16 protein-coding genes are annotated in these 18,332 nt (G+C 60.3%); 12 read left to right on the forward strand and 4 right to left on the reverse strand.

Annotated features, from left to right (window positions below):
* The first annotated feature begins 47 nt into the window (after positions 1-47).
* From ACWPM9_RS13525 to ACWPM9_RS13540, 4 genes are read left to right on the forward strand one after another with little or no spacing between them, the layout of a single operon-like run.
* A complete protein-coding gene (locus ACWPM9_RS13525; protein WP_484755450.1) occupies positions 48-1,877 on the forward strand; it encodes an SLC13 family permease in 1,830 nt (609 codons plus the stop codon).
* A 27-nt stretch (positions 1,878-1,904) separates the two neighbouring features.
* Positions 1,905-2,672 carry an arginyltransferase gene (locus ACWPM9_RS13530; RefSeq protein ID WP_428185128.1) on the forward strand — a complete coding sequence of 256 codons (768 nt, stop codon included), beginning with the start codon at positions 1,905-1,907 and terminating at the stop codon, positions 2,670-2,672.
* The gene (locus ACWPM9_RS13535; RefSeq protein ID WP_484755451.1) at positions 2,669-3,607 is read left to right on the forward strand and encodes a DMT family transporter; all 939 of its coding nucleotides are present in this window, start codon (positions 2,669-2,671) and stop codon (positions 3,605-3,607) included. The genes ACWPM9_RS13530 and ACWPM9_RS13535 overlap by 4 nt, the downstream gene beginning before the upstream one ends.
* A gap of 44 nt (positions 3,608-3,651) precedes the next feature.
* Positions 3,652-3,918, forward strand: coding sequence for a type II toxin-antitoxin system death-on-curing family toxin (locus ACWPM9_RS13540; RefSeq protein ID WP_484755452.1), 267 nt, complete (start codon positions 3,652-3,654; stop codon positions 3,916-3,918).
* Between the two features lie 3 nt (positions 3,919-3,921).
* On the opposite strand, the gene parC is transcribed toward ACWPM9_RS13540, so the two are convergent.
* Positions 3,922-6,198 (reverse strand): DNA topoisomerase IV subunit A, encoded by a 2,277-nt coding sequence (gene parC, locus ACWPM9_RS13545; protein ID WP_428185130.1) that lies wholly within the window; start codon positions 6,196-6,198, stop codon positions 3,922-3,924.
* A 203-nt stretch (positions 6,199-6,401) separates the two neighbouring features.
* Here parC and ACWPM9_RS13550 point away from each other — a divergent pair, with 203 nt between their 5' ends.
* The 3 genes from ACWPM9_RS13550 to ACWPM9_RS13560 all read left to right on the forward strand — a co-directional run bounded on the left by ACWPM9_RS13550 (position 6,402) and on the right by ACWPM9_RS13560 (position 10,207).
* Positions 6,402-7,592: a hypothetical protein gene (locus tag ACWPM9_RS13550; RefSeq protein WP_484755453.1), complete on the forward strand. Its 1,191-nt coding sequence runs from the start codon at positions 6,402-6,404 to the stop codon at positions 7,590-7,592.
* Between the two features lie 190 nt (positions 7,593-7,782).
* A complete protein-coding gene (locus ACWPM9_RS13555) occupies positions 7,783-9,192 on the forward strand; it encodes a cytochrome P450 (protein ID WP_428185132.1) in 1,410 nt (469 codons plus the stop codon).
* 7 nt (positions 9,193-9,199) lie between these two features.
* Positions 9,200-10,207 carry a lysophospholipid acyltransferase family protein gene (locus ACWPM9_RS13560; protein WP_484755454.1) on the forward strand — a complete coding sequence of 336 codons (1,008 nt, stop codon included), beginning with the start codon at positions 9,200-9,202 and terminating at the stop codon, positions 10,205-10,207.
* Between the two features lie 17 nt (positions 10,208-10,224).
* Here ACWPM9_RS13560 and ACWPM9_RS13565 read toward each other — a convergent pair whose 3' ends face one another.
* Complete coding sequence (locus ACWPM9_RS13565) at positions 10,225-10,620, reverse strand: winged helix-turn-helix transcriptional regulator (RefSeq protein WP_484755455.1); 396 nt, start codon at positions 10,618-10,620, stop codon at positions 10,225-10,227.
* A 47-nt stretch (positions 10,621-10,667) separates the two neighbouring features.
* Between ACWPM9_RS13565 and ACWPM9_RS13570 the strand changes: the two genes are divergently transcribed.
* The gene (locus ACWPM9_RS13570) at positions 10,668-11,477 is read left to right on the forward strand and encodes an SDR family NAD(P)-dependent oxidoreductase (protein ID WP_484755456.1); all 810 of its coding nucleotides are present in this window, start codon (positions 10,668-10,670) and stop codon (positions 11,475-11,477) included.
* Positions 11,478-11,549: 72 nt separating this feature from the next.
* On the opposite strand, the gene aspS is transcribed toward ACWPM9_RS13570, so the two are convergent.
* Together aspS and ACWPM9_RS13580 are read right to left on the reverse strand one after the other, a co-directional pair.
* Entirely contained in the window at positions 11,550-13,340 is a 1,791-nt protein-coding gene (gene aspS / locus ACWPM9_RS13575) for an aspartate--tRNA ligase (RefSeq protein ID WP_484755457.1), read from the reverse strand.
* Positions 13,341-13,485: 145 nt separating this feature from the next.
* Entirely contained in the window at positions 13,486-14,100 is a 615-nt protein-coding gene (locus tag ACWPM9_RS13580; RefSeq protein WP_484755458.1) for a TetR/AcrR family transcriptional regulator, read from the reverse strand.
* A gap of 101 nt (positions 14,101-14,201) precedes the next feature.
* Here ACWPM9_RS13580 and ACWPM9_RS13585 point away from each other — a divergent pair, with 101 nt between their 5' ends.
* The 4 genes from ACWPM9_RS13585 (at position 14,202) to ACWPM9_RS13600 (ending at position 18,328) form a co-directional block, all read left to right on the forward strand.
* The gene (locus tag ACWPM9_RS13585) at positions 14,202-14,633 is read left to right on the forward strand and encodes an ABA4-like family protein (protein ID WP_428185137.1); all 432 of its coding nucleotides are present in this window, start codon (positions 14,202-14,204) and stop codon (positions 14,631-14,633) included.
* Between the two features lie 3 nt (positions 14,634-14,636).
* Positions 14,637-15,476 carry a hypothetical protein gene (locus tag ACWPM9_RS13590; RefSeq protein ID WP_428185138.1) on the forward strand — a complete coding sequence of 280 codons (840 nt, stop codon included), beginning with the start codon at positions 14,637-14,639 and terminating at the stop codon, positions 15,474-15,476.
* 122 nt (positions 15,477-15,598) lie between these two features.
* Positions 15,599-16,834, forward strand: coding sequence for an MFS transporter (locus tag ACWPM9_RS13595; RefSeq protein WP_428185139.1), 1,236 nt, complete (start codon positions 15,599-15,601; stop codon positions 16,832-16,834).
* 87 nt (positions 16,835-16,921) lie between these two features.
* Positions 16,922-18,328, forward strand: a complete 1,407-nt coding sequence (locus ACWPM9_RS13600; RefSeq protein ID WP_484755459.1) for a multicopper oxidase family protein — start codon at positions 16,922-16,924, stop codon at positions 18,326-18,328.
* The last annotated feature ends 4 nt before the right edge of the window (positions 18,329-18,332 follow it).

The raw sequence follows: 18,332 nt of genomic DNA on the forward strand, positions 1-18,332 counted from the left end.
TAGTGGTGATACTCACCTTGTTTTGCGCATTGCCACCGGAACGCTGCATGTCGGAATTTCATCTTGTTGCGACCTTCCTGATTATCATTGCGGCGATTGTCGCCTTTGCCAGTGATCGCTTTTCCGTCGAAGGCGTATCCATCGGCGTGATCGCGGCCCTCCTGATCCTGTTCGGCATGCTGCCCTATCAGAGCCCCAATGGCGCGCAGCTGGGACCTGGCGAACTGCTTGCCGGCTTCGGCAATCCGGCGCTCGCCACGGTCGTTGCCCTGCTGATCGTCGGTCAGGGACTGTTTGCCACCGATGCGCTGGAACTGCCGGCCCGCGCTTTCGGCAAGCTTGGCGCGAGCGGTCCAAAACTTGCGGTCGCCATTATCCTGTGTGTGACCGGTGCCATCAGCGCGTTTTTGAACAACACTCCGGTCGTGGTGATCTTTATCCCCATTCTGACGGTGATCGCGGCCCAGCACCGCGTGCCGGCCTACCGGGTCTATATGCCGCTTTCGTTTATCGCCATTCTGGGTGGCATGACGACGCTGATCGGCTCCTCGACCAATATGATTGCAGCCGGCGTTGCGGCCAAATCCGGTGTGACAATCGACTTTTTTGACCTGACCGGCATGGGCGTCATCCTTGCGGGCACGGGCACGCTCTATGTCTTGTTTCTTCTGCCGCGCCTGTTGAAGGACCGCGTGACACCGATTTCCCGCGAAGCCTCGGCGAATGGCAGCCAGTTTCTTGGTGAGATCGCTGTCACCCGTGGTCACCGCTACGAGGGCATGACGGCCAAGGCCGGTTTCTTTCCGGACATCCGCAACCTGACCCCGCGTCTTCTGATCCGCCGCGACATTCCCATTCTGCCGCCTTTCGACGAAATCACACTGGCTCCCGGCGACCGACTGATCGTCACCGGCACACGCAAGTCCTTCATGGAGGCCATCGCCAAGGGCGAAAAGGGTGCCGACTCCGAATCGCCCGATATTGATTCGCTGGATGCAGCCGATCTGACGCCGCCGGACGCGCATTTTCATCTGGTTGAGGCCATAATCGCCCCCGGTTCGCGCTACGAAGGTCGCACGATCCAGCTCTCCGGCCTGCAGGCGCAATTCGATGTCGCGGTGTTCGGCGTCCAGAGAAAAAGCCGCATGGCGCGCGCCGGATTGTCGGAAATAAGACTGGAGGCCGGTGACACGCTTTTGATCGGCGGTCGGCTAGAAGCCATCGAGTCGATGCGCGGTAACCACGACATCCTGCTTCTGGAGCATTCGACAGAATCCGTGCCTCAGAGGCGCAAGGCGATCATGGCAGCGGGTATTTTTGCGGCCATCGTTCTTTTGTCCGCTTTCGATATTTCCCCCATTGTGGTCAACGCCATTGCTGGCGCAGCCTTGATGATTGCCACTGGCTGCCTGACGCTCAATCAGGCCAACCGCGCGTTCGATAAGCAGATATTCCTGCTGATTGGTGCCTCGATTGCCATGGCGACGGCACTGGAAGCAACCGGTGGTGCAGCCCTGATCGCCCGGGAAACCGTGGCAATGATGGATGGCGCACCAACCGCGGCACTTCTGTCGGTGCTCTTTCTGGTGATGGCCGTCTTGACCAATATCCTGTCCAACAATGCGGTCGCCGCATTGTTCATGCCCATCGCCATCGATGTCGCCCGCCGCGCCGGTGCGCCGCCGGAGGCCTTTGCAGCAGCCGTGGTCTATGCGGCAAATTGCTCGTTTGCGACACCCATCGGTTACCAGACCAACCTGCTGGTCATGGGCCCCGGACACTATAAATTTTCGGATTTCGTCAAGGGCGGCGTACCGCTGGTTGCGATCATATGGTTGACGTTTTCCATACTTGCGCCATGGTATTATAATTTATAGCCCGAGCCTGCTAATCGCTGGAGCAAGATGAACACCCAAACGACGCTTTCTCCGCAGTTCTATCTTACGGCGCCAGCGCCTTGTCCGTATCTGCCAGATCAGATGGAACGGAAGGTGTTCACGCATCTGATTGGTCCGCGTGCCGGAGAGATGAATGATCTGCTGACGCAAGGCGGCTTCCGTCGGTCCCAGAATATTGCCTATCGCCCGGCCTGCGAAAGCTGCCGGGCCTGCGTGTCTGTGCGCATCCTCGCCAAGCAGTTCCAGCCAACGAAAACCTTCCGACGCGTGCTTGCAGCCAATAGCGACCTGAGAGCAACCGTCTATCCGGCGCAACCCTCCACGGAACAGTTTTCGCTCTTCCGCCGCTATCTCGATCATCGTCATCAGACCGGCGGCATGTCGGATATGTCGGCGCTGGATTATGCAATCATGGTGGAAGACACCCATGTGCAAACGCGCATCATAGAATATCGCGTGAGACCCGGCGATGACGCGCCGGATAATGACAAGGGCGAACTCGTTGCGGTGGCCCTGAGCGATACCATGATCGACGGGCTGTCGATGGTTTATTCCTTCTTCAATCCGGAACTCACCAAACGCTCTCTCGGAACCTATATGGTTCTTGATCACATCAAGCGGGCCAATACGCTTGGGCTGCCGCATGTCTATCTCGGCTACTGGGTCAGTGGCTCTAAGAAGATGGACTACAAGACACGCTTCCAGCCGCAGGAACACCTGATGCCCAATGGCTGGGAAAACTCCGCTTCGACATCCACAGACGGCGCTGAATGAACAAAGAGCAAGTGAACGGGCGGCTGATTGTCGCCTTCGGCGCATTGGCTTTGTCGTTCGACGTGCCTTTGGTGAAGCTCGGTCAGGCCGAGTTCTGGTCGATGATTGCGCTTCGCAGTTTTGCGACCTTTGCGGTGGCCATTGTCGTCTGGGGGATTGCCAGACTGTTTACCTCCTACCGTCCAGCCTTGATGCCGGGACGTGCTGCTGTGCTTTATGGCTTTTTCTTTGGCCTTGCCATGCTCGGTTTTCTGGCCGCGATCTATCACACCAGTGCCGCCAATGCGGTCTTCATTATCGCCTTCAATCCGACATTCTGTGCCCTGTTGGCCTGGCTCGTCTTCAAGGAACGCCCCAGCGTCTCAACCGTCATTGCCATGGCCATCATGGTGTTCGGAGTTCTGCTGATTGTCGGTGGCGGGCTGACGGGCGGGCATCTGTTCGGTGATCTTCTTGCCGCCGCAGCCGCACTTGCGCTTGCCTGCGCGATTACCGCTGGTCGGATGGCAACCAAACCGCTTGGCCTTGCACCTTTGATCGCCGCCATCTTCCCCGGCGTGGTCGGGCTGTTTTTCGTCACGCAAGGCGGCTATGCGGTCAGCAGCCCGGAATGGATCCTGCTGGACGGGTTGATTGTCATGCCGATCGCCTATTGGTGCCTGGCCGTCGGTCCCCGTTATCTGAGCGGCGCAGAAGTGGGCATGTTCTACCTTCTTGAAACTGTGCTGGCGCCTGTCTGGCTGTGGCTCATTTTCAAGGATGCGCCCAGCACGACGACGCTGGTTGGCGGCGCTCTGATCATCGCGGCCTTGGCTGGCCATTCGCTCTGGCAAGGGCGCGGCACGAAGCCTGCCCTTCTGTCCGACGACCCGCTCCAGCCTGCACCTGCGACTGGCAGCAGCCATGACAGTGGCGACGTCAAAGCGGACAGTTAGTTTTCGGGTTGCCGTCCTCTTGGCCGAAAGCAAGGCCCTGCCAAATGCTCACCCCACGGCGGCTTTCGCGCAAAGCCGTGGAGACCATGCACGCTGAGCAACTTGAAGAGCGCGGTGGCCTTGCCGGCTTGACAGATGATCATGCGCTGGAGGCAGCCCGCGCTCGACCACTGAATAAAGCGGCTTACGTCGAGACGGATGTCAAAGCTCTGGCGGCAGCCTATCTCTACGTCATCGCCGTCAATCAGCCGTTTTCGGGCGGGAACAAACGGTCAGGCTTTCTGGCCGATCGCACCGTCCAGGTGGGCTGATCGTCAGCCGGAGAACTTGCCCGAGCGCGGGAACCCCTTGGGCACGATGCGGCCCGCGGATGCGCGATCGCCGAGCCACTCGATCAGTTCTTCGCGGTTCTTGCTGAATGTCCGCCCGGCGCTGTCTACCCAGGTCAGGCCTTCATCCATGCCGAAAAATTTGACGTCGTTGATGCCGCCATCCTTGTAGCGCTGAAGGCGTACGCCCTTGCCTCGGGTCATTTCCGGGATCTGGTCGAGCGGGAAGACCAGCATCTTGCGGTTCTGGCCGACGACCGCAACATGATCGCCCGTGACCGGTACAACCAACTTGGTCTCGTCCGGCATCCCCACATTCATGACCTGCTTGCCCTTGCGGGTATTGGCGATCATGTCCGTTTCGGCAATGATGAAACCATTGCCGGCCGTCGACGACAGCAAAAGCTTGCGCGACGGATCGTGGACGAAGGCCGTCAGCACATCCTGCTCGTTTTCCATATCGACCATGATGCGGATCGGTTCGCCATGGCCGCGACCGCCCGGCAGCTTGTCCGCGCCGAGCGTGTAGACCTTGCCACCCGTGGTCACCAACAGGATCTTGTCGGTGGTCTGGGCCGGGAAGGCTACCTTCAGCACATCGCCCTCCTTGAAGGTGAGCGTCGAGGTGTCGGAAATATGGCCCTTCAGCGCGCGGATCCAGCCCTTGTCGGAGACAACGACCGTGATCGGCTCCTTTTCGATCATGGCCTGCTGGATGGCTTCGAGATCGGCCTCGGGCGCCATTGCAAATTGCGACCGGCGGCGGCCGAGATCGGTTGCCTTTGCGTATTTCTTTTTCAGTTCGCCAATCTGCCAGGCGATCGTCTGCCACTGCTTGTCGCTGGAGGCGAGCAGCGTCTCGATTTCGGCCTTTTCGGCCGACAGTGCCTCGTGCTCCTTGCGGATCTCGAATTCCTCGAGCTTGCGCAAATTTCTGAGGCGCATGTTGAGGATCGACTCGGCCTGAAGATCGGTCAGCGTAAACCGTTCGATCAAGGCCTGCTTGGCTTCATCTTCCTCGCGGATGATGCGGATGACCTCATCGAGATTGAGGTATGCGATCAGCAGGCCGCCCAGAATTTCCAGACGGCGGTCGATCGCCGCCAGACGGAAGCGTGAGCGGCGAACCAGAACGTCGCGACGGTGACCGAGCCATTCCGACAATACCTCGTTCAGCGCCATCACCTTTGGCACCTTGCCCTGCGACAGCACGTTCATGTTGAGCGAGATACGCGTTTCAAGCTCGGTGAGCTTGAACATGGATTCCATCAACAGCGTGGCATCGACCGTACGGCTCTTCGGCACCAGAACGACGCGCACGTCTTCCGCCGATTCGTCGCGAATGTCTTCCAGCAACGGCAGTCTGCGGGCGATCAGCAGTTCGGCAATCTTTTCGATCAGACGCGACTTCTGCACCTGATAGGGAATTTCGGTGATGACGATCTGGTAGCCGCCGCGGCCCAGATCTTCCAGTTCCCACTTGGCGCGCACACGGAAGCCGCCGCGACCGGTGCGATAGGTCTCCAGCATGCTGTCGCGGCCTTCGACGATCACGCCGCCGGTCGGGAAGTCAGGGCCTTCGATGCCGCCCTTTTGTGGATTGGAAGGATCGAAGAACAGGTCTTCGACCGTGGCTTGCGGATTTTTGATGAGATAAAGCGCGGAATCGCAGATCTCGTGGACATTGTGCGGCGGAATGGAGGTCGCCATGCCGACTGCGATGCCGGATGAGCCATTGGCCAGCAGGTTCGGGAAGGCGCCCGGCAAAACGACCGGTTCCTCGTCTTCCTCGTTATAGGTCAGGCGGAAGTCGACCGCGTCCTGATCGATACCGTCGAGCAGCAAGGCTGCGACATCGGTCATGCGCGCTTCGGTGTAACGATAGGCAGCGGCGCTATCGCCGTCGATGTTGCCGAAGTTGCCCTGCCCGTCGACCACCGGATAACGTTGCGAGAAATCCTGGGCCAGACGCACCAGCGCGTCATAGACGGACTGGTCGCCATGCGGGTGGAACTTACCGATCACGTCGCCGACGATACGCGCGCATTTCTTGTGCGCGGTATTGGGACGGACCCCCATCTCGCTCATGGCATGAATGATACGGCGGTGAACCGGCTTCAGGCCATCGCGCACATCGGGCAAGGCCCGGTGCATGATGGTGGAAAGCGCATAGGCGAGGTAGCGCTCTTCGAGCGCCGCCTTCAGGTCGACCGGCTGAATGTTGTCGCCACCGTCACCGGGTGGCAGAAGCTCTTTTCCCATAGAGCCTGCCTAGCCGAGAAGCCGCCCGACGGCAAGGAAATGCGGGCAGTGTACTGTGGATTATCCACCTCCATGCCTCGGTCTGACCGTATTCGCGTTGCACGAGCATGAATCACGCGAAGACTTTGAAAGTCATTCAAACGCTCATATACAGGCAAGACAGTGAACGCGCGACGCAGTGCGAGCGAAACCGAGGAGAGATCATGACCCACCTGACGAGAGCCCGCTTGCTGATGGCCAGCGCCGCATTTGCATCATTTGCCGCCCCTGCCTGGGCACTCGACGGGCAGGATCTTCTGGCCAAGATCAACGCAGCCTATGCCGCTGGCGGTCAAATCAAGGCACAATCCATCGACGTTTCGGGAGACGACGTGACGCTCACAGGCGTGACCTTCTCGCCCAAGGGCGTGGATGACAAGGGCATCAAGCTCGACGAACTGACGCTCGAGGGTGTCACGGAAGACGACGATGGCGGTTACAGCATCGATACCGTGACCTTTCCCGAGATCAACAGGAAAGAAGACAAGGCCACCATCAAGGTGTCCGACCTTTATCTTTCCGGCGTCCACGTTCCGGGCGATCCGAATTCTGGCGATATCAATGCCCTGGCGCTTTACGAAGAAGCCCATGCCGGTCCGGCCACTGTGACTGTCGACGGCAAGACGGTTTTTTCCATGGAAGAAGCCCAGGGCACGCTCGATGTCGCCGATGATGAGCAGTCCATGTCCTTTAACGGCGGGATGACCGGCATCAAGGGTGATCTGAGCATCGTCAAGGATCCGAAGGCCCGCGACGCGCTGAGCAAGCTCGGTATCGTGACGCTCGATGGCGACATCTCGGTGAAGGGTTCATGGGAACTGCCCACCGGCACCATCAAAGTCGACGAATATGCGCTCGATTTTGCCAATATCGGCAAACTCGACCTGGGCTTCACGCTGTCGGGCTATACGCTCGATCTGGTGAAGCAGTTGCAGGAAACGGCACGCACCATGCAGTCCGATCCGAAAAATCCGCAGGCGCAGCAGGCAAGCGGACTGGCAATGCTCGGCCTGATGCAGCAGATGTCCTTCGTCAATGCGAAGATCAGTTTCGCTGACGACGGCATTACCAAGCGCGGGCTGGATTATGCCGGCGAGCAGCAGGGCACGAGCGGCACGCAGATCGCGCAGATGGTCAAGGCCATGGCACCCATACTGCTGGCACAATGGAAACTCGGCGCCTTGCAGAATGAACTGTCCGCAGCGATCAACACCTATGTTGACGATCCCAAGAACCTTGTGATCACCGCCGCACCGGAAAGCCCCGTTCCCTTCCCGATGATCATGGGGGCCGGCATGGGCGCGCCGGAAACATTGCCACAGGTGCTGGGCGTCAGCGTCAAGGCAAACCAGTAAACGGCAAAGCCTGTCAGGTCTGCGATCATCAAGGCGGGATGCGCGACACGGTTGCGCATCCTTGCCGTCCCCGGCTTGCGAATTGCCTCATTCGCTGAGACTGCGGCAGTCTAATTTGCCCCTTCCGGGTTGACGCCCGCCGACGGGTCGCTAAACCCGTTGCAGTTGAAGGTTCAAAAGCGGGTAATTCATGCTGTCCTGGCTCAATCGGCCTGTCGCGATCAAAGAGAACTTGAAGGGGCAGTCTTTCGAGCCTGCACATGCCGACTTTTACAAGGGCGAGACCGGCAAACCGCTCAAACTGATCTTGCAGGCGCGCACCGACTTTCTCTCGGTCTGGCGCAAGAAAGACTATACCGAGCATGTTCGCGAGAACCGCATTCTCGGCAGACAGGTCGTCACCGTGAATTCGCCGGAAGCCATCCGCTATGTGGTGGCCAAGCGTCATCAGAATTTCGAGCGCAAGAGCCCGCAAATGCGGCGTGCGCTTGAATATCTGCTCGGCGACGGGCTGTTCATTTCCGACGGCCACACCTGGAAGCAGCGGCGCTCGCTGGTTGCCGATATCGTGCACAAGAACCGGGTGCCGGCCTTCGGTCCGGTGATGCAGCAGACGACGCTGGAACTGATTGAGCGCTGGGATTCGCTTGGCGACGGTGCCGCGGTCAATGTTCTGCACGAGATGGCCGGACTGACAGCCGAAATCATTGCCCGCAGCGTGTTCGGCAATGATCTCGGCAAGGAGAGCGCCGATGCCGTCACCGACAGTTTCAGCAGCTATCAGTCGCTGATCGATTCGATCAATCTCGGCTATTTCCTCGGATTCGACGAAGGGCTTCCGGTCTTGCGAACACCAACGCTCAGGCGTTCGGTCAAGCGCATCCACAAGATCATCGACAAGGTGGTCGAGGATCATCTGGCCGGTCATGGCGACCATAATTCCATGATCGAGCTTCTGGTGCGCCGCCAGCAGAAGAACCCGGAACTGAAGCTCGATGTTGTGGCCTTGCGCAACGAAGCGGCCACGATCTTCATGGCCGGCCACGAAACGACAGCCGCCACGCTGACATGGGCGTGGTATCTGCTCTCCAAGGCGACCTGGGTCGAAGCCAGGCTGCATGAGGAGATCGAGCGCGTCTGCGGCGATCGCACGCCAACCGTCGATGACGTGCCGCAGCTGGAATGGTGCCGCGCCATCATCGAGGAAACACTGCGGCTCTATCCGCCCGTGCCGATCCTGGCGCGCCAGGCTGCCGAAGCCGACAGGATCGGAGACCTCGAGGTCAAACCGGCCTCGCTGGTTCTGATCGTGCCGTGGATCCTGCATCGCACGGCGAGCCTCTTTCCAAAACCGCATCATTTCATGCCGGAGCGCTTCATGGGCGACAATCGGCCGGTTCCCTATAGCTACATCCCCTTTGCGGCTGGCCCGCGTGTCTGCGCCGGTCTGCAATTCGGGCTGACCGAATCGATCCTGTGCCTTGCCATTCTTGCGCAGCGTTATCGTGTTCGGGTGCGCGAGGGGCACAAGGTGGAACCGCATTGCCGCCTGACGCTGAGGCCGAAGGACGGCCTTCCCGTCACGCTGCACAAACGCTGAGGACGTCATGGTTTCGGGAGGAGACAAGAAGACGGTCGAGGCATCCAAGCGCAAGGCCTGGCGCTATGAAGAGCAGGTGGCCCCTGCCCTGTCCGATCTCATGGCCGGCGGCGACAGGCGCAAGCGTTTCATCCGCTACTGGATCCACGACAATTTCTGGAACGGCATGCATTTTGCCGGCCATTACGGCATGAAGCTCATGCCGATGGATAGCTGTTCGAATTTCGGCGCATGGCTCGGCGGTTTTGCCATTCCGCGCTTCCATCCGTCCGCGGAAAAGCGCACCCGCGCCACCATCGCCAAACTCTGCCCGTATCTGTCGAAAGACGCGCAGGAAAAACTGCTGAAGACCAATTTCGAGACGCAGGGACGGCTGATGACGGAATTTTCCGTGGTCAACCGGCTGGCGAAACATCGCCAGCGCATCGACATCCGCGACCGGCACTATCTGATGGAATCGCTTGCAAAAGGTCCCGTCATCATCGTCGGCATGCATCTGGGCAATTGGGAGATCGGCCCCTCGGTGCTGCGCGATATCGGCCTTCGCCCCTATGCCAATTACACGCCGCCGCCCGGCCGCGCCAAGGCGTGGATTTCCGAGCGCGTGCGGCGCAAGGGCGGCCTCAATTTCCTGCCGCCCGGGGCGCAGGGCACTCGCCCTGCCGTGAAGGTGCTGAAGGAGGGTGGCGTGATCTCGATGTTCTGCGACGAGGGTTTCCAGAACAAGATTCGCGGACCGCTGTTCGGCCGCAAACCGCATCTGGAAGGCAATCTCGCCGTCGCCGTCCGCCTCGCCCGCATGACCGGCGCCACCATCCAGCCCTGGTACAACCTGCGCACCGACGGCTTCCGCTTCATCTGCCAGTTTCTCGAACCGATCACCTTGGAGCCGGAAGACAAGCCGCGGGCGCGGTTGCTCGATGATATCCAACGCCTCAACGATGCCATCGAGCCGGTGGTCAGGGCCAATCTGGGGCAGTGGTTCTTTTTGGATAATGCCTTGCCGAAGGGGTGATACGCACGAATGCCTCGTCACGCAGCGGGATGATCGCGTGAAAACTCACGGACCGCGAGCAGCACAGGCATCAGGTCTTGCCCTGCCCGCGTCACCGCATACTCGACCCGTGGTGGCTGCTCGTTGAAATCCCGGCGTTCGACGAGCCCGTCCTTTTCCAGCGCGCGCAGCTGATCGGTCAGCACCTTCTGCGACAGCCCCGGCATGTCGCGCAGCAATTGCGAGCTGCGCAACGAGGGTGCGGCAAAGAGACGGAACAGGATCGGCAGCTTCCATCGTCCGCCCAGCATTCGAAACACACGCCCGACATGGGCAACCGAACCGTCAGGCCCAAGGCAGGCGCGAGGGTGCTGCGACGTGCGCTCGACATCACTTTCGACAGGCACTTTAAAGTGCGTAATTGCCTCATCCATCATCATGTCCTTCCCTCGGGGCCTATCCATAACATAGGAGCGACATCATGGACTTGAAACTCGAGGGACGCGTGGCGCTTGTCACCGGCAGCAGCAAGGGGATCGGCGAAGGCATTGCCCGCGGCCTCGCCAAGGAAGGTGCGGTCGTCATCGTGCACGGCCGCGACGAGGCGAAAACCGAAGCGGTGGCGCAGGACATCCGGGCACAGGGCGGACGTGCCTATGCCGTGACCGGCGACCTTACCATCGATGACGATGTGGAACGTCTCGTCAATCGAGCGCAGGCCTTTCAAACCCCTGTCGAGATCCTGGTGAACAACGCCGGCGGCTCGGGCAAGACCGAAGACTGGTCGACCACCCGACCAGACAGCTGGGCTTCCGGCTATGATCGCAATGTGCTTGCCGCGCTGCGTGTGACGACGAGCGTGCTGCCCGCCATGCGCGCCGCAAAATGGGGACGGATCATCAACATCTCCAGCATGGCCGCCATGATGCCGCCCTTCAAGCGTCCGGATTATTCGGCCGCCAAGGCTGCCATGCTCGCCATGAGTTCCTCGCTCGCAAAGGCAGCGGCCGAAGACGGCATCACCGTCAACACGGTGTCGCCCGGCACGATCCATAGCGAGAGCTTGGACACCGCATTTCGCACCACCGCCGGCAATCTGGGCATGGATCGTGATGGACCGTGGTCGGAAATCGAAACCAAGGTGCTGCCGATGTTCGCGCAGGTACCGATGAACAGGGTCGGCACACTCGAAGAAATCGCCGACGCCATCGCCTTCCTAGCCAGTCCCCGCGCCAGCTACATCACGGGCATGAATTTGCGGCTGGATGGCGGTATGTGGCCGGGGTTGTAGACTCGACCAACAAAAAAGCCCCGGAAACCATCGCTTCCGGGGCTCTCCTAAATCTTCGGTCCCTGACCCGCGTCAGTCCTTCTTCTGCTGCGGCACAACGCGCAGTTCCAGTTCGCGCAGCTGCGCGGGCTGGGCCGGCGAAGGCGCCCCCATCAGGAGGTCCTGGGCCTGCTGGTTCATCGGGAAGAGCGTGATTTCGCGCAGGTTCTTGGCGCCGACCAGAAGCATGATCACACGGTCGATACCGAAGGCGCAGCCGCCATGCGGAGGCGCACCATACTGGAAGGCGCGATACATGCCGCCGAAGCGCTCTTCGACATCCGCCTGGCTCAGACCGACCAGTTCGAAGGCCTTGACCATGGTCTCGGGCGACTGGTTACGGATGGAGCCGGAGGCAATTTCGAAGCCGTTGCAGACCGCATCATACTGATAGGCCTTGATGGTGAGCGGATCTTCGTTGTTGAGCGCATCCATGCCACCCTGCGGCATGGAGAAGGGGTTGTGCGAGAAGTCGACCTTCTTTTCGTCTTCGTTCCACTCGTAGAAGGGGAAGTCGATGATCCAGCAGAATTCGAAGCGGTCGCGGTCGACGAGGTTGAGTTCCTCGCCGGCGCGGGTGCGGGCTTCGCCTGCAAACTTGTAGAACTTGGATGGCTCACCGGCGACAAAGAAGCAGGCATCGCCCGCTTCAAGGCCGAGCTGGGCTGCAATGGCTGCGGTGCGCTCTTCACCGATATTCTTGGCAAGCGGGCCGGAGCCGACCGTGTTGCCATCCTCTTCCTTCCAGAAGATATAGCCGAGACCCGGCTGGCCCTGTTGCTGGGCCCAGGCGTTCATGCGGTCGCAGAAGGCTCTGGAGCCACCGGTCTTGGCCGGGATCGCCCAGATTTCGACCTTGGGGTTCTTCTCGATCATGCCGGCGAAGACCTTGAAGCCGGAACCGGCAAAATGGTCGGTGACGCCTTCCATGACGATCGGGTTGCGCAGATCCGGCTTGTCGGTCCCGTATTTGCGGATCGCTTCGTCGTAAGGGATACGCGGCCAGACCTTGGTGACCGGCTTTCCTTCGGCGAATTGTTCGAAGACCGACGTCATCATCGGCTCCATCGTGTTCCAGACATCTTCCTGGGTGACGAAGCTCATTTCGACGTCGAGCTGGTAGAATTCGCCCGGCAGACGGTCGGCGCGCGGGTCTTCATCGCGGAAGCAGGGTGCGATCTGGAAGTAGCGGTCGAAACCGGCCACCATCAACAGCTGCTTGTATTGCTGCGGTGCCTGCGGCAGCGCGAAGAACTTGCCCGGATGGACGCGGCTTGGCACGAGGAAGTCGCGCGCGCCTTCCGGCGAAGACGCCGTCAGGATCGGCGTGGAATATTCCGGGAAGCCGGCAGCGGCCATGCCCGAACGCATGGACGAGATGATCTGGGTGCGCTTGACAATGTTCTTGTGCAGCGTTTCGCGGCGCAGATCGAGGAAGCGGTATTTCAGACGGACGTCTTCCGGATAGTCCGGCTCGCCGAAGACCGGCAGCGGCAATTCCTTGGCAGACGACAGGACTTCGATTTCCTGCGCGTAAAGCTCGATCTCGCCTGTCGGCATGTTCTTGTTGACGGTGTCGTCGGAGCGGGCCTTGACCAGGCCGTCGATGCGGATGACCCATTCGCCGCGAACGGTTTCGGCCAGCTTGAAGGCCGGGCTGTCGGGGTCGGCCACCACCTGGGTTACGCCATAATGGTCGCGAAGGTCGATGAACAATACACCGCCATGGTCGCGGACGCGATGAACCCAGCCAGACAGGCGGACGGTGGAACCGACATCGGATTTACGAAGGGCGGCGCAGGTGTGGCTGCGATAAGGGTGCATGGTTTGATCCTGCATATTCTTGGGTGTCATCCGCAACGGCGGATTCTCGGGCGTTTTAAATCGCGCGGACAAGCGCATGGCACGCCGGATTTGTCAAGGCTCGCGCCCCAATCCGATCCCCCTGCCCCCCGTTTTAGCCGGGCTTTCAGCCCTTCCCGTCAGCGGGCAGCAGCAGTCCCGCCAGATCGAAGGGCGGGGCAAGCGTGGTGCCGGAGACTTCGGCATCGGCCTCGATTTTCTGGTCGATCACCAGATGGGCATATCCATGGATCTGCGACCAGACCAGATGTTCGACCGACAGCCGCCCTTGCGGTGTATCCAAGCCCATCCGCGCGGCAGCCGGCTTGCAGATATCGGCCAGCAACTGACGGGAAGGCTCTGCAGCCTCGCCCAGTTTGGGATCATCCCAGTCGAGACTGTTCTTGTTGAACATCAGCCGGAACAGATTGGGATGCGAGACGGCGAAATCCAGATAGCCCTTGCATGCCCCGCGCAACTGATCGGCAGCATTGTCGTCACTGCTTTGCATCGCATCGAGCATGGATGTTCGAAACAGGATGAAGCCTTCGCTCGCCAAGGCATTCAACAGGTGCCGCAAGGTGGGGAAATGATGCTCCGGGGCGGCATGGGACACGCCGACGCGGGCTGCGATCTTGCGCAGGGACATGCCTTCCAGTCCCACTTCCTCCAGCATGGTCCGGCCGGTCTCGACCAGTGCCTTTCTCAGATCGCCGTGATGATATGCTTTTTGACGTGCCATGCCCCTTCATAGTCTGGAGCGGGGAATGCTGTCAAAAGGCAATCTTGACACTGACAAGTTTTGCGCTAAGGTTATCTTGTCACTGTCAAGATGAGGTTTCGATGTCCTTCGATACGGTGTTTTCCGCGGCGAGCATGCTCGCCCTGTATGGCTGGGTGGCGCTTGTGGTGCTGCCACGCTGGCCCGCGCTGATCGCTTTCCTGCGTTATGGCGCGGTCGGCCTTCTCGCCGTCACCTATGCCGCGCTCATATTCACGCACTTCTTCCGCATCGATGGTGGAGGCTTTGGATCGATTGCCGAAGTTCGTGCACTGTTTTCCAACGACGCGGTGCTGGTGGCCGGCTGGATACACTATCTGGCCTTCGATCTCTTCATCGGAACCTGGATCGCGCTGGAAGCCGACAAGCTCGGCATCAACCGCGTCCTGCAGGCACCGATCCTTCTTGCAACCTTCCTGTTCGGCCCCCTGGGTCTTTTGATCTTCGTTATCACCCGCGCCACCGATAGGGCGCTCACACAGAGAAAGGCCTGAGCCATGAGCCTGACCACTGCGCCCGTGCCGGGCCAAGCCTGGGCCTTCCGCTGCGACGTTTCCAGCGCGCACAACCTCCTGATTGCAGCCATCGGCATTCAGCTGGCGTTGATGTTGCCGAGCCTTGCCGCCGTGGTGGTGGACGACAGATTGCTGAACGGCGTCAGCGTCTGGAGCAAACCGCTGAAGTTTCAGGCCTCGCTGATCATGATGCTGGGCACGCTTGCCATCCTGCTTCCCCTCATCGAGAGCGCGGCGAAAAACGGCTGGGGCGTCTGGATTGCCTGCCTGGTGGCCGCAATGACTGCAAGCGGCGAGATCCTCTACATCACGCTTCAAGCCGCGCGGGGCCGTGCCTCGCATTTCAATTCAGAAACCCCGATCGAGGCCCTGGCCTATGGACTAATGGGCATCGGGGCCGCCTTGCTGGTGCTGTCCAGCCTTGCGATCGGCCTCTACCTGCTGATGCGGCCGGCAGCGGATGCGCCGCGCGGATTGCAGCTTGGCGGCGGCTGGGGTCTGGTGCTTGGCAGCATCCTGACGCTCGTCACGGCCTTTGCGCTTGGCAGCGGCCGCATCGGCGGTCCGGGCCATTGGGTCGGCGGGGTGCACAGCGATGCTGACGGGCTCTTTCTGTTCGGCTGGTCGCGCAGCGGCGGCGATCTCAGGGTGGCGCATTTCTTTGCCACCCATATCATGCAGGCCCTGCCGATCCTCGGCGTATTGCTTGGCGCCATTGCGCCGCGCCTGCTGATCCCCGGATTGCTTGCCGGCAGCGTGTTCAGCATCGCCGTCGTCGTCGGCACCTTCGTTCAGGCGATCATGGGGCGGCCCTTCCTTTGAACCGGATCGACGATATGACATCGGCCCGGGAGATGATGACATTCCGGCGAGACAACCGGTACCGATTCCGGTTATAGACGGTGACCGTGCGCCGCGGGCGCTGAACATCTGCAAAGCATGCCATGTCACCGCTTCGATCACTCATTCCCCTTCTTCTGACTGCCGGCATTCTGATCGGTGGCAACGGGCTTCAGGGTACCTTCATCTCCCTGCGTGCGCTTCAGGAGGGCTTTTCACCCTCGATAATCGGCGTCATCGGCACCGGCTACAATATCGGCTTTGCCATTGGCTGCATCTATGTGACCCGGGTAATCCGCTCTATCGGGCATATCCGGGCCTTTTCGGCTCTGGCTGCAATTGCAGCGTCCGGCTCGATCATGATGCTGCTCTTCATCACGCCTGCGGCTTGGTTTTCCATGCGTCTGGTGCAGGGCATATGCTTTGCCGGATTGTTTGCCACGGTGGAAAGCTGGCTCAATGCCAAGGTGGATAACGGAACCCGTGCCCGCACGCTGTCTGTCTATCGTTTCGTCGATCTTGGCGCGGTCACATTGGCTCAATTCGTGATCCCGGCGGTCGGCATCGACGGGTTCCAGCTGTTTGCGATCATTACCATCGCCTTGACCCTGTCGCTGGTGCCGATTTCGCTCACCGACCGTTCCAGCCCTGAGGCACCGGAGCAGGTGAATTTCAATCTGGGCATCCTGTGGCGGGTGTCGCCGCTGGCCACTATTGGCTGCGTGGTGGTCGGGCTTACCAATTCCAGCTTTCGTTCGCTGGGGCCGATCTATGCCGATGGCATCGGCATGTCGGTCGCCTCGATTGCCACCTTCATGAGCGTCGGCATCTTTGCCGGCGTGGTGCTGCAATATCCGCTCGGCCACTATTCCGACAAGCTCGACCGGCGCCTGATCATTCTGGCGGCCACATTCGGTTCGCTGGTGGCCAGTCTGTTTCTGGCCTTTGTCGCCGGGTCCAACATCTGGCTGAACTATGTGGGCATCTTCGCCTTTGGCGCCTTTGCCATGCCGCTCTATTCGCTCTGTTCGGCCCATGCCAATGACCATGCAGCCCCCGGACAACACGCGCTGATCTCGGCGGCCACCTTGTTCTACTGGTCGGCGGGCGCCGTCATCGGCCCTCTGTTCGCCTCCATCATGATCGATCACTTCGGGCCGCAGGCACTGTTTGTCTACACGGTCGTCGTGCTGGCCGGCTTCATGGCCTACACACTTCTTAGAATGCGCGTTCGCGAAGGCGTTCCGGTGGAAGAAAGGCGCATGCGCTTCCGCTCGCTTTTGCGCACTTCCGCCTTCTTTGCCAAGCTCGCCCGCCCACCAAACACCAAGACGAAGTGACAGTCCGTGCGGCAAACTGGCCGACCTCCCCATATTGATGAGAGCGACGATCAGGTTTAAAGCTGGCCAAAACGCATGGAGGCGCAGTTGCCGAAAATCTCCCGCCGCACATTGTTGAAATCGGCTGCCGTTGTCGGCGCCTATGGCGCAGGCGTCGGTCTGGCCGGACGCTTCGGAATGGCAAAGGCTGCCGCACACCCGATTACCCTGGAAGCCGTCAAGCGTGACGCCGTAATCGTCGGGAACGAGGCGACGCACAGCGTTTTGACCTACGAGTCTGCGGGTCTCAACGTCGGCCCCATGCCGCCACTGTTGCGCTTGACGCGCGGCGAGCCTTTTGCGGCCCAGTTGAAGAACAGCATCGATGAGCCAACCACCATCCACTGGCACGGATTGCGCATTCCCAACGCGATGGATGGCGTTCCGTTTCTGACGCAGCCTTACGTCTATACCGGCGACACCTTCGATTATGCCTTCACGCCACCGGATGCCGGCACCTTCTGGTATCACCCCCATTGCAATACGCTGACCCAGATGGGCCATGGCATGACCGGCGTGCTTGTGGTCGAGGATCCGAATGACCCGGTCTTCGATGCCGAGATCGTGCTCAACCTGCGCGACTGGCGGCTGGGTGGCGATGGCCAGTTCATCGCCCAGTTCAAGCCGCGCGACGCGGCCAAGAGCGGGACTTATGGCACTGTGCGCACCGCCAACTGGGCGGTAGAGCCGACCCATGATGCCCCGGCCGGCGGACTGGTGCGCTTGCGGCTTGCCGTCACCGATGTGACGCGCATCTACACTCTAAAACTTGTAGGTGCCGATGCGCTGATCATGGCGATTGACGGCCAGCCTCTTCCCGTTGGAGAGCGGCTCGACACGGCGGTCATTTCGCCCGGGCAGCGCCTGGACCTGATCATCCGCATGCCGGACGATGAAGGCGCTATCGTCAAGCTGGAAGATATCAGACCGTCCACCCCAAAGGTCGTCGCCAATTTCCGTGCCGTGGGCACGTCCCTCAAGCGCAATCTGGGCGATGCCCCGACATTCCGCCCCAATGCCCCGGTCGAGGCCGATTTCAGTACCGCGACCGCCATTCCGCTGGTTTTGAGCGCAACAGCTGAAAACGCGGCCAAAGAGAGCTTTTGCGGTTCGCTCGGTTATTCCTTCTGGGCGATCAACAAGGTGCCGTGGCCGGGCGACAGCGATGACCCGACCGCCCCGCTTGCCGAACTCAAGCTTGGCCAGACCTATCTCCTCAATATGGAGAATGTCACACCGCATGCGCATCCAATCCATCTGCATGGCATGAACTTCCAGGTGGTATCGTCGAGCAAGGGGCCGGTCGCGCCACTCGTATCCGACACCTATCTCATCATGCCGGACGAAAAGGTTCAGCTTGCGCTGGTGGCGGACAATCTGGGCGACTGGGTCTTTCACTGCCACATCATCGAGCACCAAAAGACGGGCATGACCGGTTACTTCCGGGTCATCTGACAGT

Source organism: Agrobacterium sp. H141, from assembly GCF_057158725.1.